Source organism: Gracilibacillus lacisalsi DSM 19029, assembly GCF_000377765.1.
GTDB lineage: Bacteria > Bacillota > Bacilli > Bacillales > Amphibacillaceae > Gracilibacillus > Gracilibacillus lacisalsi.
Genome location: NZ_KB898668.1, coordinates 1 through 25,728 on the forward strand (window position 1 = coordinate 1; position 25,728 = coordinate 25,728).

General features: G+C 36.4%; 24 protein-coding genes. All 24 read right to left on the bottom strand.

All coding sequences use genetic code 11. The features are described 5' to 3' along the window. Positions 1-203: transposase (locus tag D569_RS0111680; RefSeq protein ID WP_018932604.1), on the bottom strand; the 203-nt coding region annotated here is incomplete at its 3' end. A gap of 74 nt (positions 204-277) precedes the next feature. Beyond that, a complete protein-coding gene (gene recA, locus D569_RS0111685; protein WP_018932605.1) occupies positions 278-1,309 on the bottom strand; it encodes a recombinase RecA in 1,032 nt (343 codons plus the stop codon). Between the two features lie 193 nt (positions 1,310-1,502). Beyond that, positions 1,503-2,750 carry a competence/damage-inducible protein A gene (locus D569_RS0111690; RefSeq protein WP_018932606.1) on the bottom strand — a complete coding sequence of 416 codons (1,248 nt, stop codon included), beginning with the start codon at positions 2,748-2,750 and terminating at the stop codon, positions 1,503-1,505. Then, complete coding sequence (gene pgsA / locus D569_RS0111695) at positions 2,750-3,328, bottom strand: CDP-diacylglycerol--glycerol-3-phosphate 3-phosphatidyltransferase (RefSeq protein WP_018932607.1); 579 nt, start codon at positions 3,326-3,328, stop codon at positions 2,750-2,752. Before pgsA ends, D569_RS0111690 begins: the two co-directional genes overlap by 1 nt. A 391-nt stretch (positions 3,329-3,719) precedes the next feature. After that, on the bottom strand, positions 3,720-4,616 hold the full coding sequence (locus D569_RS0111700; protein ID WP_018932608.1) for a helix-turn-helix domain-containing protein: 897 nt from the start codon (positions 4,614-4,616) through the stop codon (positions 3,720-3,722). A 261-nt stretch (positions 4,617-4,877) separates the two neighbouring features. Further along, entirely contained in the window at positions 4,878-5,135 is a 258-nt protein-coding gene (locus D569_RS0111705; RefSeq protein WP_018932609.1) for a DUF3243 domain-containing protein, read from the bottom strand. 187 nt (positions 5,136-5,322) lie between these two features. Beyond that, a complete protein-coding gene (gene ymfI / locus D569_RS0111710; RefSeq protein WP_018932610.1) occupies positions 5,323-6,042 on the bottom strand; it encodes an elongation factor P 5-aminopentanone reductase in 720 nt (239 codons plus the stop codon). 9 nt (positions 6,043-6,051) lie between these two features. Continuing rightward, positions 6,052-7,338 carry an EF-P 5-aminopentanol modification-associated protein YfmH gene (yfmH, locus tag D569_RS0111715; RefSeq protein WP_018932611.1) on the bottom strand — a complete coding sequence of 429 codons (1,287 nt, stop codon included), beginning with the start codon at positions 7,336-7,338 and terminating at the stop codon, positions 6,052-6,054. Beyond that, entirely contained in the window at positions 7,328-8,611 is a 1,284-nt protein-coding gene (yfmF, locus tag D569_RS0111720) for an EF-P 5-aminopentanol modification-associated protein YfmF (RefSeq protein ID WP_018932612.1), read from the bottom strand. Before yfmF ends, yfmH begins: the two co-directional genes overlap by 11 nt. A gap of 214 nt (positions 8,612-8,825) precedes the next feature. Continuing rightward, positions 8,826-9,548: a GntR family transcriptional regulator gene (locus D569_RS0111725; protein WP_018932613.1), complete on the bottom strand. Its 723-nt coding sequence runs from the start codon at positions 9,546-9,548 to the stop codon at positions 8,826-8,828. A 103-nt stretch (positions 9,549-9,651) separates the two neighbouring features. Then, positions 9,652-11,958: an FtsK/SpoIIIE family DNA translocase gene (locus D569_RS0111730; protein ID WP_018932614.1), complete on the bottom strand. Its 2,307-nt coding sequence runs from the start codon at positions 11,956-11,958 to the stop codon at positions 9,652-9,654. 125 nt (positions 11,959-12,083) lie between these two features. Then, positions 12,084-12,305 carry a YlzJ-like family protein gene (locus D569_RS0111735; RefSeq protein WP_018932615.1) on the bottom strand — a complete coding sequence of 74 codons (222 nt, stop codon included), beginning with the start codon at positions 12,303-12,305 and terminating at the stop codon, positions 12,084-12,086. Then, positions 12,302-13,021 carry a ClpP family protease gene (locus tag D569_RS0111740; RefSeq protein WP_018932616.1) on the bottom strand — a complete coding sequence of 240 codons (720 nt, stop codon included), beginning with the start codon at positions 13,019-13,021 and terminating at the stop codon, positions 12,302-12,304. The genes D569_RS0111735 and D569_RS0111740 overlap by 4 nt, the downstream gene beginning before the upstream one ends. A gap of 429 nt (positions 13,022-13,450) precedes the next feature. Then, a complete protein-coding gene (gene dapA, locus D569_RS0111745; protein WP_026287311.1) occupies positions 13,451-14,326 on the bottom strand; it encodes a 4-hydroxy-tetrahydrodipicolinate synthase in 876 nt (291 codons plus the stop codon). Positions 14,327-14,655: 329 nt separating this feature from the next. Next, positions 14,656-15,870, bottom strand: coding sequence for an aspartate kinase (dapG, locus tag D569_RS0111750; RefSeq protein ID WP_018932618.1), 1,215 nt, complete (start codon positions 15,868-15,870; stop codon positions 14,656-14,658). Positions 15,871-15,883: 13 nt separating this feature from the next. Then, positions 15,884-16,936, bottom strand: a complete 1,053-nt coding sequence (gene asd / locus D569_RS0111755) for an aspartate-semialdehyde dehydrogenase (RefSeq protein ID WP_018932619.1) — start codon at positions 16,934-16,936, stop codon at positions 15,884-15,886. Between the two features lie 94 nt (positions 16,937-17,030). After that, positions 17,031-17,621: a dipicolinate synthase subunit B gene (locus D569_RS0111760; protein WP_018932620.1), complete on the bottom strand. Its 591-nt coding sequence runs from the start codon at positions 17,619-17,621 to the stop codon at positions 17,031-17,033. 103 nt (positions 17,622-17,724) lie between these two features. After that, entirely contained in the window at positions 17,725-18,603 is an 879-nt protein-coding gene (dpaA, locus tag D569_RS0111765) for a dipicolinic acid synthetase subunit A (RefSeq protein ID WP_018932621.1), read from the bottom strand. Positions 18,604-18,866: 263 nt separating this feature from the next. Next, on the bottom strand, positions 18,867-19,106 hold the full coding sequence (locus D569_RS0111770; protein ID WP_018932622.1) for a YlmC/YmxH family sporulation protein: 240 nt from the start codon (positions 19,104-19,106) through the stop codon (positions 18,867-18,869). A 19-nt stretch (positions 19,107-19,125) separates the two neighbouring features. Next, the gene (locus D569_RS0111775; protein ID WP_018932623.1) at positions 19,126-20,343 is read right to left on the bottom strand and encodes a M16 family metallopeptidase; all 1,218 of its coding nucleotides are present in this window, start codon (positions 20,341-20,343) and stop codon (positions 19,126-19,128) included. A gap of 663 nt (positions 20,344-21,006) precedes the next feature. Continuing rightward, positions 21,007-23,112 carry a polyribonucleotide nucleotidyltransferase gene (gene pnp / locus D569_RS0111780; RefSeq protein ID WP_018932624.1) on the bottom strand — a complete coding sequence of 702 codons (2,106 nt, stop codon included), beginning with the start codon at positions 23,110-23,112 and terminating at the stop codon, positions 21,007-21,009. A 262-nt stretch (positions 23,113-23,374) separates the two neighbouring features. After that, the gene (gene rpsO, locus D569_RS0111785) at positions 23,375-23,644 is read right to left on the bottom strand and encodes a 30S ribosomal protein S15 (protein WP_018932625.1); all 270 of its coding nucleotides are present in this window, start codon (positions 23,642-23,644) and stop codon (positions 23,375-23,377) included. 126 nt (positions 23,645-23,770) lie between these two features. Next, on the bottom strand, positions 23,771-24,715 hold the full coding sequence (locus D569_RS0111790; RefSeq protein ID WP_018932626.1) for a bifunctional riboflavin kinase/FAD synthetase: 945 nt from the start codon (positions 24,713-24,715) through the stop codon (positions 23,771-23,773). 9 nt (positions 24,716-24,724) lie between these two features. Continuing rightward, on the bottom strand, positions 24,725-25,636 hold the full coding sequence (truB, locus tag D569_RS0111795) for a tRNA pseudouridine(55) synthase TruB (RefSeq protein WP_018932627.1): 912 nt from the start codon (positions 25,634-25,636) through the stop codon (positions 24,725-24,727). Positions 25,637-25,728 lie beyond the last annotated feature (92 nt).

The window sequence follows — 25,728 nt, forward strand, 5'->3', positions numbered from 1 at the left end:
AATTTAAATTGAACAGGATACATCTCCTTCGTCTGCCTTCTTTTTAACCCATCCATTCCTTGGGACTTATATACTTTTACCCATTCAATGATTGATGTTTCGCTAGCCATATTATATTTTTTTGCCAATGATCTATATCCTAGCTTTCCATATAAATACTCTGTGACGAGTTTAATTTTAAATTCTTCACTATATTTAGCCATAAAAACACCCCCGAAAGTTATATTTTTCACTCTAACTTTCGGGGGTCGGTACCTACAGACTACAGAGTTTTTCTTTATTCCTCTAGTAAACTTTCTTGGAGCTCTTCTTCTTCGTTACCATCTTCTATATCATAGTGGGCTCGAATAGAGCGATAGATTTCCTCTGCTACAGCAGGATTTTCTTTTAAGAATTGTTTAGCATTTTCACGCCCTTGGCCAAGTCTTTCATCGTTATAAGAGTACCAGGCACCACTTTTCATCACGATATCCAAGTCAGATCCTATATCTAGAATTTCCCCTTCGCGAGATATACCTTCACCATACATAATGTCAACCTCAGCTTGTTTGAATGGCGGTGCTACTTTATTTTTCACGACTTTAATACGTGTTTTGTTACCAACCATATCATTTCCTACTTTTAACGTTTCTGCACGTCTTACTTCCAATCGAACGGAAGAATAGAACTTCAATGCTCTACCACCAGGAGTTGTTTCCGGATTACCGAACATCACACCGACTTTTTCACGGATTTGGTTGATAAATATAGCCGTTGTCTTGGATTTATTGATTGCACCTGATAATTTACGTAACGCTTGTGACATCAAACGTGCTTGTAAACCGACGTGAGCATCACCCATTTCCCCTTCGATCTCCGCTTTTGGTACTAAGGCAGCTACAGAGTCAATAACAATAATATCAACGGCACCACTACGAACAAGTGCTTCAGCAATTTCCAATGCTTGTTCACCAGTATCAGGTTGAGATAACAACAACTCATCCACATTAACACCTAATTTTCTTGCATATACCGGGTCCAGCGCATGCTCCGCATCGATAAATGCAGCTTGTCCACCTGCTCGTTGTGCTTCAGCAATCGCATGAAGAGATACTGTTGTTTTACCAGATGATTCTGGTCCATATATTTCAACTACACGTCCACGTGGATAACCACCAACACCTAATGCAACGTCTACTGCAATGGAGCCACTTGAAACGGTTGCTACTTTTTGTTCTGCCTGTTCACCAAGCTTCATAATGGAGCCTTTACCGAACTGTTTTTCAATTTGTTTTAACGCCATATCTAAGGCTTGTTTTCTATCACTCACATTAATTCCTCCTTCATATCACTATTACTATCTTACAATCTTTTGGCTCGTTTCACAAGTAAAAAACGAATAAATGTTCCCATTATTTTCATAACAATAAAAACGATTATCGATAAAACGCCAGATGAAATGCATTTTTCCTTTCTTTAACCCTCTAGAAAAAATGCTTTTCTGTTTATGTTAATAAATATTTTCATGGTTTAAGATGATAAAATAACAATTCAAATGCTTTTTTAACTGCTCGATTTCGAATTGCCTGACGGTCACCATTAAATTGAAATTTTTCCGTGTAGTGTTGATCACTTGCATCACATATAGAGATATAAACGGTGCCAACAGGCTGATTTTCCATTTCTTCAGGACCAGCAACTCCAGTGAAACTAATACCAAGTTTTGATTGATAGACTTTCTTTACTTGTAACGCCATAGCTTCGGCACATTGTTTACTAACGGTTCCATAAGCTGTAATAAGCTCATCACTCATATTTAATGCCGAAATTTTGGAGAAAGGTTGGTATACAACAGCTGCACCATTAAATATTGCTGATGCTCCACCTTGGTCCACTACCTTAGAGGCAAACGCTCCTCCCGTCAAGCTTTCAGCACTAGCAATCGTCAACTGTTTTTGCTTCAACAATTCAAATACTTTCTTTTCGATACCAATATTGTCATAGCCATAAAGGTATTGTCCAACTTGTTCTTTTATCTTTAGTTCTATTTTATCAATCAGTTGTTCTGCTTCTTGATTATTTTCCGCCTTAGCAGTAAGTCGTAAAGCTACTTCTCCTTCAGATGCTAAAGGAGCAATTGTAGGATTAGTTTGACTCGATATTAAATCTCTAAGCTCATGTTCTAATTGTGATTCGCCAATCCCAATAAAGTGTAACATGCGAGATCTGATCACTGTATTTAAAGCTAATGTATCAGTTAGAAAGGGTAATACTCCTTCTGTCATAATTGCTTTCATTTCCCGTGGAACACCTGGCATAAACACCCAAAGTGTTTGATTATAGTCTACGATGATTCCTGGTGCGATTCCGACAGAATTATACAACACCTTTGAACCCTTAAACACATGTGCTTGCTTACGATTATTAGGTGTCATCATACGACTATTTTTGATAAAAAAAGCTTCCATTTTATTTAATGTATCTTGATCTTCTATGATTTCTAAACCTGATATATGTTGAAATGCCTCTCTTGTCAGATCATCTTCTGTCGGACCTAGACCTCCTGTTATAAAAACAAGATCAGATCTTTTTCCAGCTTCACGAAAAACGTCGGCCAAGCGATTAAAATTATCACCTACTGCTGAATGATAATAAACAGAAATTCCCTTATCCGCTAATTGTTCTGAGATCCAGGCTGCATTTGTATTAACAATTTGTCCTAACAATAGCTCTGTACCTACTGAAATAAGTTCTGCTTTTACTTCTGTCATTATTTAGACTCTCCCATTACATGCCAATTTTTCACAAAGTATTCTACTCCTGAAACAATCGTAATGATTAAAGCAGCATATAACAAAATAGTATCGATTGGTAATCCAAGTGCAGAAAATGGTACATTATGGAGCAACAAGAAAATGATCGCAGCTATTTGCAGAACCGTTTTTAATTTGCCCAGTTGACCAGCAGCAAGAACAATTCCTTCGCCTGCAGCAACAAGTCGTAACCCTGTAACTGCAAATTCACGACTAATTATAATAATCACTACCCAAGCAGGTGCCATGTCCCAAGCAACTAATAATATAAATGCGGCGGAGACTAATAACTTATCTGCCATTGGATCAAGAAATTTCCCGAGGTTTGTCACTAACTGATATTTCCGAGCATAATATCCATCTAGCCAATCCGTTGCTGAGGCTACCGCAAAAATAATGACAGCAACTAAATGGGCAACAGGAATGGACTGATTAGCAACCTGCCATACTCCCCAATCAAATGGATAAGATAATAATAAAATAAAAAAAGGGATCAGCATAATGCGCGATAAAGTTATTCGATTAGGTATATTCATTACTTAACACTCCTTCATTTTTTAGAAAAACAATCTAAACCCGGCAGATTCAGCTCATCACTGATCGGAACAGGTAACAACTGCGAGCTAGTATTGAGCGGACATTTAGTGCGTTATTCGAAAATCACACTCGTTTTTGGATGTTAGCGGACATTTAATCCCTTATTCAAGTCTTTTCACCCAAAATTTGCGTTATTTTCGCTGAATAGCGGAATAGATGTCCGCAAACAGTCTAAAAACCTCACTTTTGTCACAAATAACGGAACAAATGTCCGCTCAGCCTAGAATTTGGTGATTCGCGTTACTTCTTATTTTATGATTTATGTACATTGTTTTATTTTCTGAAAACATAACCCTCTTTATCAATCAAAAGAGGGTCATGAAATAGTGTTTATTGTTTTTCAATCGTAATCCAAGCTCTTTGAATTTGGGATGCTTGTATCTCATCAGATAACTCAAGTTCTTCACCGTTCAATTCAATATTGATCGATTGTGGTTCTCCAAACCTTAAATATAACTCTTCAACATCTGAAACATCAAGTTCTAATGGGCTTTCATCAGTACTAAACGTTTTTTCATATAGACTGTTACCTGTTTCATCAGCGATTTCAAGCCAATTTCTATTTTCAGTAGTAATCACTAAATTGACATTCTCTTCAGTTGTTGTCAAGTTATAGTAAGACTCGTTATTTTCATAGTTATCCAAGGATATCTCTGTTTCCTGCTCTGGCTCTTCAGGCTCCTCTTCTTCTACTTGTTCTTCGTCTGAGGATTCACTGTCTTCACTTTCCTCTTCTTCACTTGGAGATGTGTCTTGAGCTGGCGGTAATTGCACGGACTCTCCTGCCGTATTATCATCATTATCTGCCGGTGTCGGATCTCCTTCATCTCCGGCAAAAAAACCTTGTCTAAATAACCAAACCAATACGACAATACCAATGATCAATAATACCACAATTACACTCGGTAATAGCGAAAAAATCGCTGGTGTTTTAGTTGTTGGTTTATTTTTTTTACTGCTCTTCACTCGAGAAAGTGCTATACTTTCCTCTTTCTCAAAAGGTAAGTCGCTTTTGTACTCTTCCATTAATTCATCCGGGTTTAAGCCGAGTACTGTTGCATATTCCTTAATAAAAGCCCGTACATAAAAAGAACCAGGCATAACATTAAATCGTTCCTGTTCTATCGCATCCAAATATCTTACTTGTATTTTGGTAAGATTTTGAACGTCATCTAGTGACATATTTTTACTTTCACGTTCTTCTTTTAGTCTTTCTCCGATTCCCATCTTAACACCATCCATCAATCATTAATCTATATTAATCGAATTGTATATGATAACGTACTCTATAATAGTTGACGTTTATTTACTCTAATATGTTTCATTTTAAACAACATATCTTAATCATATCTTAAAATAAAACGATTGAAAAGTGATAATATACATGAAATCTTACAAATTAAAGAAATTTTAATAAAGAAAGACGTGACCATGAAGTTAAAAACCCTATAAAACATATAAATATGCTTTATAGGGTATCATTCTACGTTATTTCGTACCTTCGTTTTGAACAAGCTTTACCATAATATTTGCAATGGCATGTTGTTCTCTCTCATCTGCTGCATTCCACAAGTCACGTAACATTTTCTCTTGATCGTTTTTCGCTTGCACTTCTGTTGATAAATAGTTACCAATATCATAGGCAAGCTCTGAAATTGCTTGATTACTTATACCATTATTTTCTGCATCATGCAATCGATCTCCTAAAAAATCCTTCCATGACTCAAAATTGTCAATTACAGACATGTTCATTCCTCCTTTATCAGCATACATTAGTATCTTTCGATATTTTGATTAAAATATGCATACTAACAATAGGAAGATAAAGTGAACTATCATCAATGGGTTTTGATTATAAACGAACTTATCACGCGGTTCTCCATATCTTAATGTATCGGTCATAGAGAAGTTTTAGCACGATGATAATCAATAATCATCCCCATGCACCGTTAACTCGAATGAGTTCACCTTGTATATACTTAGATTGGTTACTGCACAGAAATTGTACAGCATCTGCAACATCCTCTGGTTTGCCTGCTCTTTGTAAGGGAATGTCTTGAATCAACTCTTGTTTTTCTTCAGCGCTCAAAGCTTGATTCATTTTGGTATCAATAAAACCAGGACTAACACCATTTACATAAACATTACTTGGCCCTAACTCTTTTGCTAAGGATTTGATAAAAGCATTCTGAGCGCCTTTCACGGTGGAATAGGCTACTTCACAGCTCGCACCAATTTCCCCCCATATCGAAGAAATCAAGATTATCCGTCCAAATTTATTTTGTACCATAGCAGGAATTAATGCCTGTGTTATTTTCCAAGGAGATTTCACATGTAATTGGAGCATTTCATCCATATCATGTTCAGCCATATCTTGAAATAAGCCAAAATAAGCCTTTCCGCTCGTATAAACTAGATGATTCATATCATGCGGTACTTGTTTGATAAATTGAGCTAAGCCTTCATTCGTGGCTAAATCTGATTGAACCACATCCAATATTTGATCTTTCGGTATTTGCTCCAGTAGTTGATCTATAGCTATTTTGTTCCGGTTATAATGCAAAAAAAGCGAATGGCCTTGATTTGCTAATTGGTTGGCAATCGCCATCCCAATTTCCCCACTTGCACCAGTAATGATCGTTCTCTTCTCCATTGTTATCCTCTATTCATCTGCTTTGACAAAACAAGTAGAAAGTTGTTCTTCTTTAATCCAATCTCGAGTGAAATCCAGCATATCAGCATGTGTCAACTTTTCCAACCAATCGATACTGTCAAAGAAGTCAATTCCTAATAATTGATAATGCGTGTATTGATTAGCAATGAATTCCAATGAATTCATTGCACGTAATAGTTGGCCGATTTTTTTGCGTTTTATCCGCTCGAAACTTTGATGATCCATGGAAGTGGATTGGAGATTTAACAACTCTTGTTTTATCCTTTGTGCTAATTTTTCTGGATCTTTGGTATTTCCACCTATAATACTAAACCCGAAATTACGTTCTAAATGCGACTCACTACTAAATGATTGATCAATTAGCCCTTCTTCATACAACCGTTCATATGCTACACCACTTTTAGAGAATAAGTGATCTAATACGATATCCATTAACCATTCTTTTTCCATAAATTGTTTTGGATCTTCAGGAATAACATTTTCTTTTATTCCTACCAAGGCTTTCGGAACAGAAACTGGCATGGTGATCGTTAATTCTTTTTTCGCGACTTCCTTTGGTTCATCTGGAAATTTTCTGGTGATCGGTTGTGGTGCTTCAAAGTCTTTTTTAGCTTGGTTATCCTTAATAAAAGCCATTGTTTCTTCTGGATCGACATTTCCAGCAATACACAACACCATATTATTAGGATGATAAAAGGTGTGATAGCACGTATATAAATCGTCTTTTGTTATGTTGTGAATCGATTCCACTGTCCCAGCGATATCAATTTGCACGGGATGATGGTGATAGAGACTTTTAATCGTTCCGAAAAATGCTCGCCAATCTGGTTGATCATCATACATACGTATTTCTTGCGCGATAATCCCTTTCTCTTTTTCAACAGATTGCTCAGAAAAATAAGGATCCTGGACAAAATCTACAAGTGTTTGTAAACTCTCTCGAACCTTTGATGTTGCCGAGAATAAATAAGCTGTTTTGGTAAAAGAAGTAAATGCATTTGCGGAGGCACCCAGTTTTGAAAAATCCTGAAATACATCACGATCTTCTTTTTCAAATAATTTATGCTCTAAAAAATGAGCAATTCCATCAGGAACTGTCTGTAAATTCTGTTCATTTAAAGGAACAAAGCTTTGGTCAATCGAACCGTAATTAGTTGTAAAAATAGCAAACGTTTTTGCCATTTCTTGCTTCGGTAAAATAAAAACACGTAAACCATTTGAAAGTGTTTCTGCATATATATTTTCTTCAATTTGCTGATAATGTTTATGCTTCACTTTGTTCCGCCTCCTTACTCGTCAACAAATATATCGTGTCAAGCTTGATTTTATTTGCAACATGAATTACTTGTTCTTTCGTAACCGTGTTTACTTTTTGTAACAATTGTTCTGGTGTGATCGTTGATTTTGCCAATACACTTTGATAATGTAATTCGATCATCCCTTGGGGGTTATCTAATGTTTCCCGTAACTGATTAACAGTCATTTCTTTCGTTTCGCTTAGTTGATCATCACTAAACTCACCATTACGCATTTGCTCCATTTGTTCCAAAATGATCGTTTTAGCTTTTTCATACTGTTCAGGCGCAATTCCACTAAAGACAAACATTAACCCTTTATGACTTTCAATTCGGGATGCTGCATAATAGGCTAAGCTATGCTTTTCCCTCACATTCATAAATAATTTAGAACTTGGAAATCCACCAAACAAACCATTAAAAACATGTAATGCTGGATAATCTTCATCATTAAACGTAATATTTGTGCGATAACCAAAATGTAATTTAGCTTGCTTGATATCATCTTCTTCTATCAGTGTTTGTTCATTATCTTTTGTTACTTTCATCGCTTTTTCGATTGGTTGCTGCTGACGTTCTTCTACGAGTGCTGTAATTTTTTCCTCAACATCTAAGCCGTCAATATCACCCACTGCAAAAACATCAAGGTGATCATCACTCAATATTTGCTGATAATAAGAATAAAGATCTTCTGCTGTAATCTCATCCAAATCTTCTTCATAACCATGCACACGTAAACGATATGCCTCTTCTTTACACATTTCCTCAATCATCCGTGTATTCGCAAAACTCATTTTATCTTCTTTTAATGATTCTATCTTGCTGCGTAATGTTTCTTTTTCACGAGCAACAATTTTAGGATCAAATGCTTGGTTCACTAATTTTGGTTGATAAATAATTTCCCGAAGAAAAGCAATTCCTTTATCTAATAAATCCTGAGAACCAGCAATATATTGCTCATTCGGCAATTCTAACCGAATCGTAAAGATATGATTCTCCCCTTTTTTACTACTGTCAACCGCTAATATGGTGCCATATAATTCATCAAGCTGTTGTCGTAATTGTATAGCGGTAGGATAATTCTCTGTACCTTGTTGTAAAATATAAGGCAGCAACGCTCTTTTCGTAATATTATCTCTTGTTAAATTTGACGTAAACTTTAATGATAAGTGAATCGTTTTAAATTTCTTTGTATGTATAAGATGTAAATCATACCCTTCTCTTGGGATGACTCGCTCTAAAGTTTCAGTCATAACTCTACTCCTTTAAATTTTATTTTTGTTGTCTTCTATATTCTATCAAAAAAATCCAAATATTATGCTAAATAGGGAAGTTGTCTCCAAAGTATTTTAAACAAATGATCGCATTTCAAACTATTTGAAAAGCTTAAAAACCCGTCTTGTTGTGTCTAAAACGGGTTTTTAAGCTTGCTTATTGGACTTCTTACTTTTCTAGAGAAGGCTCACTTTATAATCTTTTTCTTAAGACGTAAAAACTAAATACATCCGCTCTAAAAAAATTAGCTGAATATAAGACTGGTTCGTTTTCTTTTGTATAATGCATTTGACGTAATAATAACAGCGCCTGATCCGGTTCACAATTTAAAATAGGCGAAATTCTTTCATGATAACCGATTGGTTCAATATAAGCTACAGCATAATCTATTTCTTTTTTTGCATATGTTTTTAAAGCTTGAAATATAGATTCCTGACTGTGAATTAATTCTAATGGCATAATACGTTGATCTACTCTATCTATACAATAAACTACTGGATCACCATCTGCTGTACGTACTCGTTCTAACTGGGCAAATCTTTCAATTTCCAATGGGTCAAAGCGACGCTTATCTTCATCAGTTGGTTCTGTAATTTCTGCAGATATATATTGTACACCAGGCTTTTTTCCTGACTTTTGTATCATTTCGGTAACACTACCTAGCTGCTCAATACCAGAAGATAGAATCGGTTTTGTGTGTACGAAAACACCAACACCAGGTCTTTGTATCAAGATATTTTCTTCTTCTAAAATGGTAATGGCATCTTGAATTTCTTTACGTGTTACCCCTAAGCTTTTTGCCAATTCATACTCAGTAGGTAATTTTTCTTTTTCTTTATAATGCCCGTCCTCTATTAAATTTTTTATATAATGTACCGCAGAAATGGTAGATCCATTATTTAAATTAGATAACATAGCTTCCCCCAACCAATCTATATCCATTGTTTTTATTACAAACAAATATAACACTTTTAGATCGAATAATAAAGAATATTTTGTCTCTTTTGCATTTTTAGGACTAGGATGACGAATTTGCTGTCATGTCATCTGATGACTGACTTTGTAAAACTGTTCGAGGTTTTGAGCCTTCATATGGACCTACAATTCCTCTATCCTCCATAGCATCTATTAATCGAGCTGCACGTGTGTAACCAATCCGAAAACGCCTTTGTAGCATGGAAACACTGGCACTTTGCATTTCCAGCACTAACTGTACCGCATCATCAAAGAGGTCATCATCTACCTCTTGGACCACTTCTGTTTCTTCTTCTGGAATCATCTCTTCCTGATATTGTGCTTTTTGTTGCTCAACACAATGATCCACGACACGCTCGACTTCTTCATCAGATAAGAAGGCACCTTGGATACGGACTGGTTTGGATAAACCAACTGGGATAAAAAGCATATCCCCACGTCCTAGCAATTTCTCAGCTCCACCAGAATCCAGAATGGTTCTGGAGTCAGTTTGTGATGAAACACTAAATGCTATACGTGACGGAATATTCGCCTTGATAACTCCGGTAATGACATCAACAGACGGACGTTGCGTTGCAATAATCAAATGAATTCCAGCTGCTCTGGCCATTTGAGCAAGCCTTGTAATAGCATCTTCCACTTCATTCGATGCAACCATCATTAAATCAGCCAACTCATCAACAATGACGACAATATAAGGAAGTTGAGGTTGTTGATCCTCTTCTGCTGCATTATGTCGCTTAATATATTCATTATACCCTTCTATATTTCGTGTACCAGTTTCTGAGAACAGATCGTAACGTCTTTCCATTTCGGCTACGACTTTCTTTAATGCTCTTGAAGCTTTTTTAGGATCTGTTACCACAGGAGTCAGTAAATGCGGGATGCCATTGTAGACATTTAATTCAACCTTTTTAGGGTCAATCATCATCATTTTTACTTCGTGTGGTTTAGCTCTCATTAGCACGCTTGTAATAATACCGTTAATACAAACACTTTTACCACTTCCTGTTGCCCCCGCAACCAATAGGTGTGGCATTTTATTTAATTCTGCAATCACAGATTCACCAGCAATATCTTTACCAAGAGCAAATGCCAACTTATTCTGAATGTGATTCTTTTTAGATTCTAGCACTTCACGTAATGTAACCATAGCTGTCTCTTCATTCGGCACCTCTATTCCTACAGCGGATTTCCCTGGAATAGGTGCTTCAATACGAATATCCTTAGCAGCTAAAGCAAGTGCCAAATCATCATGTAGGTTAACAATTTTACTTACTTTCACACCTGCTTCTGGGTATACTTCATATTTTGTTACCGATGGACCAACATGCACTTTGGTAACCCGTGCTTTTACACCGAAGCTTTGAAAGGTTTTTTCTAATTTGCGAACCACTCGTTGTATATATGTTTTTTCTTGTTGTTTACCAAAGTTTTTAGGAAGCTCTAGTATGTTCATTGTTGGTAATTGATAATCCTCGTTCTCAAATACTGTTGTCGGTAGTTGCTCTGGCTCAGTTGTATTCCAATTGTCTTCTTTAACCTCTTCGTTAACTTCTAATTCATCTGTATCTATTGTCTCTATCACTTCTTCATTATTTGCCTGCTCTGTCATCTCTAGATCTTCATTTGCGTATGCAATAGCTGGTAGTTCACTTTCATCCTTGTCACTTTCAAGTAATGTATCATTATTTTCTTTCTGTTCTTTTTCTTGCCTTTTCTCCTTCCATTCTACCAATCGTTGTTTACTGTGTTCTAGCTTCTCTTGTAATTTATGAAAAGCCTTTGAAAATACATCCCCGATTGATAGATTGCTAAACACAATTATCCCTATTAACATGAGAAAAGCAGCAACAATCATTGCGCCAGAAAAAGAAAAAAGAAAGTAGCTAATCGCAAACATGATTGCTGCAATCATTCCTCCACCTAGAAAAAAGGTATCTCGGTCGCCTTGAATATAATCTGTGAAAAATGTAAAACTTTGACCTATAATCGAAGGATAATCAGTTGTACGACTAAACGCTTCTTGAAACGTAAGAATATGAGTAAGCAACAAAAGACCTGCCAAAACTAAGTACGTACCTATCCATTTGCGGGTTGATAACTTTGGCCACTTTCGTTTCACCATCAGAAATACCCCAACAATTAACAAAAAAAGTGATACAAGAAAATACCAATTTCCGAAGAAAAACCTAAAGATATTTTCCAATAATGATGAAACGGCTCCATCGCTTATCAAAGTAGCTCCACTACCGAAAATAGCTAAAAACACTAATAATAAACCGAGCAATTCTTTTTTTATATTATTTTTTAAGGGTTGTTTTTTTCTTCTTTTTTTTCTTTTTGCCATATAAACACTCCTCGAGTCCCTATTAATATGTATGAAATACCCTTGCTGTTCGTAAGCAAGGGTGTCTAATTAGGCTCTATTTCTGATTTCTATTATAGCATAGAATCAAAAATAGAACGAATATTCTATTGAAGATTTTCATGACTCGGAATAATCGTTCCCGGTGAGAAATGTTCCGCTAAATAATCATTTGGATCTGTAGATAATAATTGAACAATTCGCATATCACCGTTCTCTAACCTTTGGATACAGCATGGTTTGCTTTGGAAGCTAATTATTTCATATTGCTGGTAATCTTGTTCGGAATAATGAATATCCTCATAACTAAGCGGTGTATATAATATCATTGGATCAACTCCTGAGAATCCTTTTTCCCTTCGATTAACTCATTAAGTTTTGACATTGCTCCACTAATACCGCCAACTTCATTAATTAAACCGTACTTCACAGCATCTTCTCCGACTACATTTGTACCAATATCCCTTGTTAAATTTCCTTTTTCGAACATTAATTCTTTTAATTTGTCTTCCTTAATATTGGAATGACTAGTTACAAATTGAAGGACTCGTTCTTGCATTTTATCAATATATTCAAATGTTTGTGGTACACCAATCACAAGCCCTGTAAGACGAATTGGATGAATCGTCATTGTTGCTGATGGAGCGATGAAAGAATAATCGGTTGATACAGCTATCGGAACACCAATGGAGTGACCTCCACCTAACACAACAGAAACAGTTGGTTTAGATAGTGATGAAATCATTTCTGATAAAGCAAGACCTGCTTCGACATCACCACCGACTGTATTTAATACCACAACTAGCCCTTCTATTTTCGGGTTTTGTTCGATTGCAACTATCTGTGGGATGAGATGTTCATATTTGGTTGTTTTATTTTGTGGTGGCAATTGAACATGCCCTTCCACTTGACCGATGATGGATAACACATGAATATTAGAGTCTGGTGCATTCGGTATGGTGGATTGTCCTAACTGTTGAATCTTTTCAACAAGTGATGATGATTGCGATTCTTTTTCTTTTGTTTCTTGTTTTTGTTGTTTCATACCTAATTACCCCTTTTCATCATAGTAGTAATTAGTATGAACCACCTAGCTTATTTCATTCTGTACCCTTAACTGTTATGGAAAAAATTTTTCGATTCGAAACCTATTGATTTAAACCTTGAAAAATAATTCGCGAGCGGACATTTAGTGCGTTATTGGTCGGAATAATCACCAACTTTCGGTGTTGGCGGACATTTAATCCCTTATTTGCTTCATTTCGACTTCAATTAGTTCTATTTTTGGTGAATAGCAGAATAGATGTCCGCAGGCAACCGAAAAACGAAACTTTTGTCACAAATAACGGAACAAATGTCCGCACTCAGTCCGGTATATGCTATGGTTAAGTTGTTTTATAGTTTATGTATTTGGTTCAATTTTTTTGCAGTTGAAAAGAACCTGTTTCATCGTGATGGAAACAGGTTCTAACCATTATTGAAATGATTCAATTACTCTAAATAAGTTTTGTTCCTCAAATGGCGATAACGGTACTAATGGTAAACGTACAGAGCCTACATTGATTTGTTGGTATTTCAAGGCAGACTTGACTGGTGAAGGAGATGGTGCCATAAATAATGCACGCATGATCGGAAGTAACTTACGATGAAGTCGACTTGCTTCTTTCACTTTACCTTGTTCGAATAATTCAATCATTTCTTTCATTTCTTTACCAATAATATGGGAAGAAACGGAAACAATCCCTGAACCACCAATAGATTGGATTGGTAAGGTTAGTGAATCATCACCACTATATACAGAAAAGCCGTCCTCTGCCTGTTCTAATATAGAAGCAATTCCATCCAGATCACCAGTAGAATCTTTAACCGCCACAATATTCTCGATTTGTGACAAAGCAACAACTGTTTCTACATTCAAGCGCACGACTGCTCTTGAAGGAATATTGTACAACATAATTGGTAATTTGGTCTCTTTAGCGATCGCAGCATAGTGCTGATATAACCCTTCTTGATTGGGTTTATTATAATACGGGGTTACAACTAGAGCACCATCAATTCCTATTTGTTCTGCTTCTTTGGTTAGTTCGATCGACTCTTGTGTATTATTACTTCCGGTTCCAGCAATAATAGGTACTCGACCATCCACCACTTTCACGACGTGTTTAAATAATGTGATCTTTTCTTCATGGCTTAACGTTGGAGATTCACCTGTTGTACCTGCTACAACAAGTCCATCTGATCCCGTAGCAATCAAATGTTCGATCAATTGTGTCGTTATATTTAAATCCATACGATTATTTTCATCAAAAGGTGTCACCATTGCAGTTAACAGTCTTCCGAAATCCATAATGTCACCATCTCCTTTCCAATCTCCTTCACCTGATTTGCAAATGCTAAACATTGATTAGTATAATTTTGCTTCATTTAGTGGTTTTTATTTACAATACGCTCTAAAGTGCGTGTTCAAAAAGTTGCCAAATTAAAAGCAAGAAGGCCGAGGCGGCCCAGTTTCAAGTAGCGGAACGTATGCATTTAATACGTGAGCAACGGAGAAACAAGCTAACGAAGAGATTCGCCGCTTATTATTTGGTGACTTTTTGAACAACATCTTATATAGAAAAATGGCGAACATAATTATGCCATGAATATACGATTTCATCAATAGAAAATTGCAATTTTTTATTTTTCTAATCGAAAAGCTTCATGTAATGCATTAAGCGCTGTTTCTAAATGGACATTTTGAATTAAGACCCATATAGTTCGATGACTATCTGCTGATTGTAAAATCGGAATATTTTTATTAGTTAACGTCTGTACGATTTTTGATGTAACTCCAGGCACTCCTGACATACCTGCTCCAACTAATGATATCTTTGCACAATCTTTCGTAAAAATCGGTTCAAGCTCTAATGACTCTAAAACTTGCTTCGCTAAATCTTCGTCTCGTTCAAATATCGTATATATTACACCATTTGGTGATATATTGATAAAATCAACAGAAATACCCGCCTCAGCCATCGCTTTAAATACTTTCACGTGTATTTGTTGCGGTTCTTTCACCTCTTGAATTTTTATCTGAGTAATCTGATTAACATATGCAATTCCTGTAGCCAAACGATCATGTATACTCTCCGAATAATCAGTTTCAGGAATATTGGTAATAAGTGTTCCTTTATCATTCAGTTTTGTAGCACGCACTCTAATTGGAACATTTGCTTGCATCGCAATTTCTACCGCACGAGGATGGATAACTTTTGCTCCTTGATACGCTAAATTACATATTTCTGTATAGGAAATAGTATCTAATTTTTGTGCTTTCGTAACAACCCGCGGATCTGCTGTCATAATACCATTCACATCCGTAAATATATCTACATACTCCGCTTGTAAAGCTGCTGCCAATGCAGTGGCAGAGGTATCACTCCCACCCCTGCCAATGGTTGTTATTTCATTATTTTCCGTTTTTCCTTGAAATCCAGCTACAACTACTACTTGATGGTTACTTAAAACATCGTATAAATGTTTGGTATCTACCGTTTTAATTTGGGCATTGGAAAAGTTACTAGTCGTAATAATACCCGCTTCTCCACCAGTCATTGCAATAGAATGAATTTGATGTTCCAGTAAATCATGCGAAAAAACCGTCGCAGAAATGGTTTCTCCACAAGACAATAATAAATCTTTCTCCTTATTACTTAACATAGAATGATTTCCATCGATTAATGATAATAAAGCATCTGTTGAGTAAGGTTCAGGGTAACGCCCCATTGCTGAAACAACTACAACTACCTTATAGCCTTCAGCTAGTGCCTCTTTTATATGGCGAATCGCGTATTCTCTGGATTCTTTATTTTTAACAGATGTACCACCAAATTTTTGTACCAATACCCGCATGTTCCCACCTCATTTATTTATTGAGCCAGTTATTTTTAATTAGAGATTCAGCAATTTGCACGGAATTCCAAGCAGCTCCCTTTAACAAGTTATCGGAGACTACCCATAAGTGAAATCCTTTCCCATTATCCAAATCTTTACGGATACGGCCTACAAACACATCACTCTTACCTGCTGCTTCCAACGGGGTAGGATATACTTGATTGGCTGGGTCATCTTCTAAGACAACACCATCCGCGTTACTAATTGCTTCTTTAAACTGATCAACGGTTACGTCATCTTTATCAACTTCAACATATACACTTTCTGCATGAGATGTAAAGAATGGTAATCGTACACAAGTTGCTGCAACTTGAACAGATTCATCATGCATGATTTTCTTTGTTTCATTGATCATTTTCATCTCTTCAAATGTGTATCCATTTTCTTGGAAAACATCAATTTGAGGTAATGCATTAAATGCAATTGGGTAGTGATGTTTTTCCCCAGATACAGGTAATAATTCTGGCTTTAATTCTTCACCATCTAAAAAAGCTTTGGACTGAGAATGCAATTCCTCGACGGCCTCATTTCCAGCTCCTGATACTGCTTGATATGTCGAAACAATTACTCTAGACATACCAAACTTATCTTGAACTGGTTTAAGAGCAGCTACCATTTGAATGGTAGAACAATTTGGGTTTGCGATGATTCCATTATGCTTCTGGATATCTTCTTCATTTACTTCTGGTACCACTAGTGGTACTTCAGGATCCATTCGGAATGCACTTGTATTGTCAACAACTACTGCACCACGTTTTACTGCTTCGGGTGCTAACTTTTTAGATACTGATCCACCAGCTGAAAACAGAGCAATATCAACACCTTCGAAACTTTCTGGTGTAGCTTCCTGCACCGTATAGGTTTTACCCTGAAACTCCATTTCTTTTCCGGCTGAACGTTTAGAAGATAATAACAGTAATTCGTTGATTGGAAAGTTCTTTTTATCCAATGTTTCTAGCATTTTTGCTCCTACTGCACCAGTAGCACCTACTACTGCCACATTATATTGTTGTCCTGTTGCCATGTTTATTGTCCCCTTCCATTTGATTCAATGTTTAATTTGATTATCTTTTTTATCATAACATATTATCGATTATTCTTTAATTATTTCATCATAATTACTTGTTTCTTTCTATAACTACTGGCTGTATTTGCTTATATTCAAGAGCATTCTCTACCGTTTCCGGAATGAGTGTCATATCTGATACCATTGAATTTGGTTTCTTTATCGGATCGTCCTGACCAAATGGTACGAAATATATTAGCTTAGTAGACATTAACCTCATTAAATTAACACCATTTAAGCCTAACGCATCATTGGTTGAAACGCCAATGACAACTGGATTTCCATTTCTAATCGTTGCTTTCGTTGCCATCAGAACAGGACTGTCGGTTATGGCATTAGCGAGACGGCTCATGGAATTACCAGTCAAAGGAGCTAATATCATAGCATCTAATGGTTCGATCGGTCCTAACGGTTCAGCATCTACAATAGTTGCGATCGGTTCTCTACCTGTAATTTCTTTAACGCGATCCATATGATCTTGAGCTTTACCGAATTTACTGTCAGTCTCTTTAAATGTATAGGAAACAACTGGCACTAATTCGGCACCTAACTCGACTAATTTCTCCATTTGTGGAAAAACATCTGCATAAGTACAATGTGATCCAGTTAAACCAAATCCAATCTTTTTCCCTTTAAAATCCACTAAAATACCTCCTATATTCGTAATCTTGATACAGAATCACAGGGTTCACAATTGGGCTTACGTTATATGCCCAGTATATGCCCAGATCATCTGTGTGTTACTGTTAGGAGGTGAATAGTATTTTGGCTATGCGATCAGCCAGAATTTCGCCTGCGGTTGTCGGAGCTACCATTCCCGGCAAACCTAAAGCATGGATCGCTTCTATCCCTCTGGTTTTAGCATATTCAAAATCAATTCCCCCAGGCTTGGAGGCTAAATCGATAATAATCGCCTGACTATTCATTTTTTCAATAAGAGATTTATCTACTACTTTTGCAGGAATCGTATTAATTAAAATTTGACATTTATCTATATATTGCTCGATCTGGTCTAACGGATACGCTTCCCATCCTTTTTCATAAACGCGTGCCAAATCAGTTTCATGCTTGGAAATAACCGCCAGATTAGCTCCAAGACCAGCAAAGCTATTGGCAGTCGTTTCACCAACTCGCCCATATCCAAATACGAATACATTCGAATGATGAATGGTGAAATCGGTATGTTTGATAGCAAGCATAATAGCTCCTTCGGCAGTAGGGATGGAATTATAAATAGCAACATCATCTCTTTCCATTAATTTGATCAAATGTAAACGGTTGTTGCTAATATGCTGATCCAGCTTTTGATTGGATATACCAGTGAAAACTATACAATCTTCTGGTAATGACTGAAACCATTCCTCTGTCAATTGTATTTTTTCATTTGAAAACATTGTTTCGACAAAGCCATCATCATCTATACCGGTAATCGGTAATATGACACCATCTAATTGAGATGTATCCAAATTCTCGATCGTTGACTGCATTACACCTGTGTAGCTTTGCTCTACTTGTTCAAAACCTAATATGCGAATACTTAAGTTATCAATCGTTTTAAGTGCATGTATTAAAGGCAAATAGCGTGCATCGCCTCCAATAATTGCAATATGTTTTGTCTTCTGCATCTTGTCACCTCACTAACTCTCTATCTAAACAATAAATCTTATCTAAAATATCATATGAAAACATGGAACAGAAGTGAAGAGGCAAATATCCTAAGAAATAAGAAAAGCTTTTTCCACAGGAACGAAAGAGGGCAGCCTATGCTAAGATCTGCTCTACAACATATGCCAGAGCTAGAAACTTGGATTATTATCCTCATAGAAGTGCTGAAATATGGCATTAAAATATCTAAAATAAAAAACGAAGCTTCGATTAGCTTCGTTTTTTACACTTCATCTGTTTCCACAATAATCATATCGTCACCGATCTTTTTGATCTGTTTCCAGTCAATTCGTGAATAAGATTCTGACTTTCTTAAGCCAAACATACTGTATTGTGGAATGGTAAAAGAAATGATTTGACCTGTTTTTTCATCAATTTCAAGATCTGTTTGTCCCAAAACACCCAATCTAGAACCTGTAGTTAAGTCAATCAACTCTTTACTGCTTAAATCATTAAAACGCATCATTAACACCTCCAATCTATTATTCAGGTGAAATAATGGCAGTCGCAACTCGATCAGACTGCAATGTATCAAGAATCTGTTGAACATCATCTAATTTGACTTCATCAATTTTTTTCATTATTTCATCAAGGGAAGGATGAGTTTGCAATAATAATTCATTTCTGGCATTTCGGCTCATTTTACTATTTGTACTTTCGAGACTTAACATATATAGTCCTTTTAATTGTTCTTTACTGTTTTGCCACTCTTTATTAGATAAACCATTCATCCTCAATTGATCGACAATATAGTATATTTTATCTTGAACAATATACAACTGATTTTTCGAAGTTCCCGCATAAATGGTTAACAAACCACTATCAACAAAAGCACTATGATAAGAAAAAATGGAGTATGCCATCCCTTCTTTTTCTCTTATTTCTTGGAACAATCTAGAACTCATACTACCACCTAAGACATTATTAACAATCATCATGGCATATTCAAGGTTATCTTCTATCCCTACACCTTCATATCCTAGACAGAGGTGTGCTTGTTCTGTTTCTTTCGTTTGTGAAATTTGCTTAGGATAAAATACTGGTTTGCTTGCACCTTTTTTATCGGGTAATGATTGATTTTCTACAGTTAACGTATCTTCCACTGTTTTAATAAAACTGGAATTCGCATTACCGACGATCGAAACCACAATATTCTCAGGAACATAGTGATTTTGCATATATTGAAATATATCTTGTTGTGCTAGTTGATTAACGGTAGACTTAGAACCTAATATTGGTTTTGCCAATGGATGTTGTTGGTATGCTGCCTCTGCTAATAAATCATGGATAATGTCATCCGGTGTATCCTCTGTCATATTAATCTCTTCTAACACTACATTCTTTTCTCTTTCCATCTCTGTTTGATCAAAAGTAGAGTGAAGTAACATGTCTGCTAAAATTTCGATTGCCAATTCTTTATGCGTATCGAGGACTTTGGCATAAAAGCAGGTGTATTCTTTTGAAGTGAACGCATTAATTTCGCCACCTATGCCATCAAACGCTTCCGCAATTTCCTGTGATGTTCGATTTTCTGTTCCTTTAAATAACATATGCTCGATAAAATGAGATATGCCGTTTAGTTCTGTCGATTCATCTCTTGAACCGGTTTTAACCCAAATACCGATAGTTACTGATCTGACAGATGTGATTTCTTCCAATACAATTCGCATCCCATTACTGCATTCCTTACGATGTAACAAATCAAAATCCTCCTAAAACTATGCTAGTACCTAATTTGCGTAGTAGATACAAACTGCGAAGTAATGTGGTAATTAGATGTGCGGTCACCTAAGACATAATTTTGAAATATATCGTGATGAATAACTACCACTCCGGCTGCCCACTTCCCTTTCCGTGGGGATTGCCCTTCAGCTAACTTTTTCGAGCAAAAACCGCTCGAAAAAGTGGATCTTCAGGTCAAACAATTCCCACAGGAGTGAAAGTGAGCGGCCTTCGTTAAGAAATGCTCCACAACACTAATCAGAAATCAACCAGTCGATTTCTCCACCATATGTAGCAGAATTACAGCCGATTAGAACTGTAGTAAAACAAAAAAGTTAGTTCCATAAGTTCATTTCTTTTTATAATCAGAGAACAAAAATAGCGTAGGCAGAATACGGAGACTCCTGTGGGACTCACGAGAGCTGAAGATCCACTTTGCAAAGTGGTTTTCTTCGCAAAGTTAGCTAAAAACCGCCCACGGAAAGCGCAGTATTCTGCCGGAGCGGTTTGAATGCACTCTCTAAATCAAGAATGATGGTAGAGAGCAATTCCTTGTCCTCGTTACTGCGCAGTTTATGTATGATGTAATCCTTTACCTGAAGGTTTAAAAAAAGAAACTGGTTGGCCAGCTTCTTCATTGATTAATTGTTTTCTTTTTGTTCGATAAGTACTGCTTTTCTTGAAAGATTGATGCGTCCTTGACGGTCAATTTCTTTTACTTTAACCATAATCTGATCGCCAATTGACACTACATCCTCTACTTTGCCGATTCTTTCCTCGGCTAATTCTGAGATGTGCACTAATCCTTCTTTTCCTTTAAATAATTCTACAAAAGCACCAAATTTTTCAATACGTTTCACTGTACCGAGGTACATTTGTCCAACCTCTACTTCACGTACTATATCTTCAATTAATTTCTGAGCTTTTTTGTTCATCTCTGTATCAGTTGAAGAAATAAAGACATGTCCATCTTGCTCAATGTCAATTTTGACACCAGTCTCTTCAATAATTTGATTGATTTGTTTACCACTTGGACCAATCACATCACGAATTTTATCTGGATTAATATCCATTGTTAAAATTTTCGGAGCATAATCAGATAATTCATGTTTAGGCTCTTGAATTGTTTCTAACATATGAGAAAGGATGTGCATACGTCCCTTTTTCGCTTGTGTTAGAGCCTCATCAAGGATTTCACGTGATAAGCCTTCAATCTTAATATCCATTTGCAACGCTGTAACACCTTTTTCAGTACCCGCTACTTTGAAGTCCATATCTCCTAAGAAGTCTTCCATACCTTGGATATCACTTAAGATCGTATAATCTTCACCAGATTTAACAAGCCCCATCGCTATACCAGCTACTGGTGCTTTAATCGGAACACCTGCATCCATCATTGCCAATGTACTTGCACAAATACTTGCTTGAGACGTTGAACCATTAGATTCCAATACTTCTGAAACAAGACGAACGGTATAAGGAAATTCTTTTTCATCTGGTATTACTTTTTCTAATGCACGTTCACCCAATGCACCATGACCGATTTCACGTCGTCCCGGTCCACGGATTGGTCCAGTTTCCCCTACACTGAAAGATGGGAAATTATAGTGGTGCATAAATCGTTTTGATTCCTCTGCATCCAAACCATCTAAGATTTGTACATCTCCTAATGCACCTAATGTACATACACTTAATGCTTGAGTTTGACCACGTGTAAATAATCCAGAACCGTGAGTACGAGGTAAGACACCAATTCTTGAAGACAACGGTCTGATTTCGTCAATTTTTCTTCCATCGGGACGTACTTTTTCTTTCGTAATTAAACGACGAACTTCTTCTTTAACAATCTTGTCTAATACAGTAGCTACTTGTTTTAATGTATCAGCGTCTGCCTCAGCTTCTTCATACTCTTCTTTTATTTCTGCTTTTACTTGTTCAATTGCTTCCTCGCGCGCATGCTTTTCTTGTACTTGAATTGCTTCCACAAGTCGAGCTTTTGCTTTATTTTCTACTTCTTCTACAATGGAATCATTAACTTCGAATAATTGAATTTCCATCTTCTCTACTTGTAATGCTTCAATGATTTCTTCTTGAAAAGCAATTAATCGTTTGATTTCTTCATGACCAAACATGATCGCTTCTAACATAATTTCTTCCGGTACTTCATTTGCTCCTGCTTCAACCATGTTAATCGCATCTTTAGTACCAGCTACTGTTAGATCAATATCACTTTTTTCACGTTCTTCCAATGTTGGATTAACAACGAAATTTCCATCGACTCTTCCTACTACAACACCAGCAATAGGTCCTCCAAAAGGAATATCAGATACACTTAAAGCAATCGATGAACCGATCATTGCCGCGATTTCAGATGGCAAGTTTTGATCCACACTCATTACGGTACTAATCACCTGTACCTCATTTCGGAAACCATCTGGGAACAACGGGCGGATCGGACGGTCAATCAGTCTTGACGTTAATACAGCTTTTTCACTAGGTCTACCTTCTCTTTTGATGAATCCTCCCGGAATTTTCCCAACCGCGTATAAACGTTCTTCATAATTGACGGTTAACGGGAAGAAAGGTAAATCCTTTGGTTCTTTTGAAGCAGTTGCAGTTGCTAATACAGCAGTATCACCATAATGCACCATACATGCTCCATTTGCTTGCTTGGCTAGTTCACCAATTTCCACTCGGAACGGTTGACCAGCGATTTCAGTTGAAAATACTTTCTTTTCTTCTACCATTATAGTACTCCTCTCAAAACAACTATGCTTGTACATGACTACTTTTTATTTTAGCATGTTGTTTCCACATATGTAACTAGTTCTATTGATTAAACATTATTCGGAATAGTATTAGTATTTTCTATTTTGCCTAGAAATAATCAATATGTTATTCATTTATTTCATCAACATCAAGAAAAAATATACTTATTCCGTATTAGGTTGTGTTTCACTAGTTTTTTACATACAGAAAAAGCGGGATCACTCCCGCTTTTTAGTTGGTTTATCGACGTAAACCTAATTTTTGAATTAGTGTACGGTAACGAGCAACATCTTTGTTACGTAAATAGTTTAACAAGTTACGACGTTTACCTACCATTTTTAATAGACCACGACGTGAGTGGTGATCTTTCTTATGAGTACGTAAGTGGTTATTCAAATTATTGATTTCCTCAGTAAGGACAGCAATTTGAACTTCTGGTGAACCAGTGTCGTTCTCATGTGTTTTGAATTCATTGATGATTTCGTTTTTACGCTCTTGTGTAATAGCCATCCTATTCACCTCCTATTATTTCAGGTTGAACCCCTATCCCCTAGCAATCGCCGGAGAAATCGAATTGCCAAGTGGATGGTTTCCGTATTAAAGGTTACAACTTTTCGACTTAAAATGCAAGTGGTTTTATTCATTTATTGCAAAAAATTCACGACTTTGGTCTTCATCATCTTTCAGCTTCTCTACCAATTCATCGATTCCAGAGAACTTTTCTTCATCTCGAATAAACTTTTTCCAATAGACGACTATCTGTTCGCCATAAATATTCTCATCAAAATCGAATATGTGTACTTCAAGTTTTGTATTTTCCCGATCATCTGTAAATGTTGGGTTATATCCAAGGTTTGCCATACCATAATAATGCTTATCTCCAACTTCTACTTCCACAGCATATACACCAATTCTAGGTAAAAAATAATAATCCTCTATTTTGATGTTTGCAGTTGGATAGCCAATTGTTCGACCACGTTTATCTCCATGAATAACTTCTCCAGTTAAAGAATAGGGCCTTCCAAGTAAGATCTCTGCTCTTTCCATATTCCCTTGCTTCAACTCATGACGGATTCTAGTTGAACTAATTTTTTCTTCCTGATAATCTAATCTGCTGATCGTTGTAATCTCCAGTTCATTACCAGTAAACTCATGAATATTTTCCATATTACCTGAACCTTTATGTCCAAACGTAAAATCAAATCCCGCCACTAAGTGAGAAATATGTAGATTTACAATAAAATGGTCAATAAATTGTTTTGGTGTTAATTTCGCTAATGATTGATCAAATCGAATAATATATACACGATCCACCCCTGATGCTTCCATCTTTTTAATTTTATCATCAATAGGGGTAATATAGCGCACTTGTTCTTTTGGTTTTTGTAATACTACAGAAGGATGCGGATCAAAAGTAATTACTGCAGATTCTTTTTTTGATTGGTTGGCAATATTCATTGCTTGTTGTATTACTGCCTGGTGTCCCTTATGAACCCCATCAAAAAATCCAATAGCAGCTACAGTATCCGGCAAATTTTCTCTTTTTAAGTCATGGGGATATACAAGTGATTGCACTTCCACCTGTCTCACCTACTTTCTTTCATTCAATCTGAAAACACGTGCTGGTTTTATTTCTTTCTTATTATCATGTACTTGATATATAGCTACCATTCTATCGTGAAAGGTTACGCGAAAAAAAGGTGTCTTAGGCATTGGGCTAGGTAATGGTAACTTTTGCCCATGTAAAACTTTTTCCATCGTTTTTTCGTCGATTGCCCAATTATCTAGATGAGCAAGACCTTGATTGATCGATATAAGTGGTACTGGTTGGTTTTGATCCAAGCACTCTTGAATTTGGTCAAGAGTAACTGTATCTTGTTCTGATAAATTCCCTGTAGCTATTCTCACTAAATGTGACATATGGGATGGGAATCCTAAAGCTTTTCCAATATCAACACATAGTGTACGGATATATGTACCTTTTGAACATGTAACTTCAAATTCTACTGATTGCGTCTTCTTTACTTTATCATATGTAGTAGACATAAAACGAATATTGTGAATCTTCACTTGACGAAACGGTCTTTCAACTGGTTCATTGGCTCTTGCATATTCATAAAGCTTTTTGCCATTCACTCTAACTGCAGAATATAAAGGAACTTGCTGGGTAATGACCCCACAGAATTCTTGTATTACTCGAAGAATAGCTTCTTTCGATACTTCGATTGCAACGTTCTCATCTTGCTGAATTTCACCTGTGTGGTCTTCTGTATCGGTAGAGTAGCCTAATGTTGCCGTTGCTCGATATGTTTTTGTCGTATCTGTTAAATAAGGAACAATTTTGGTCGCTTCCCCTATACAAATAGGTAGAACCCCTTCTACTTCCGGATCTAAAGTACCTGTATGCCCTACCTTTTTGGTGCCAAGTAATTTTCTTACCTTAAAAACACAATCATGTGATGTCATTCCTTTACTTTTCCATAATGGTAAAATCCCGTCCATACGTCACCTCCACTCTATATATTGTAGACAAAAAAAGTATAATTCATCGTTTTTTCCTTAGCGATGGTTATGCACTCAGCAAAAATTCAGTA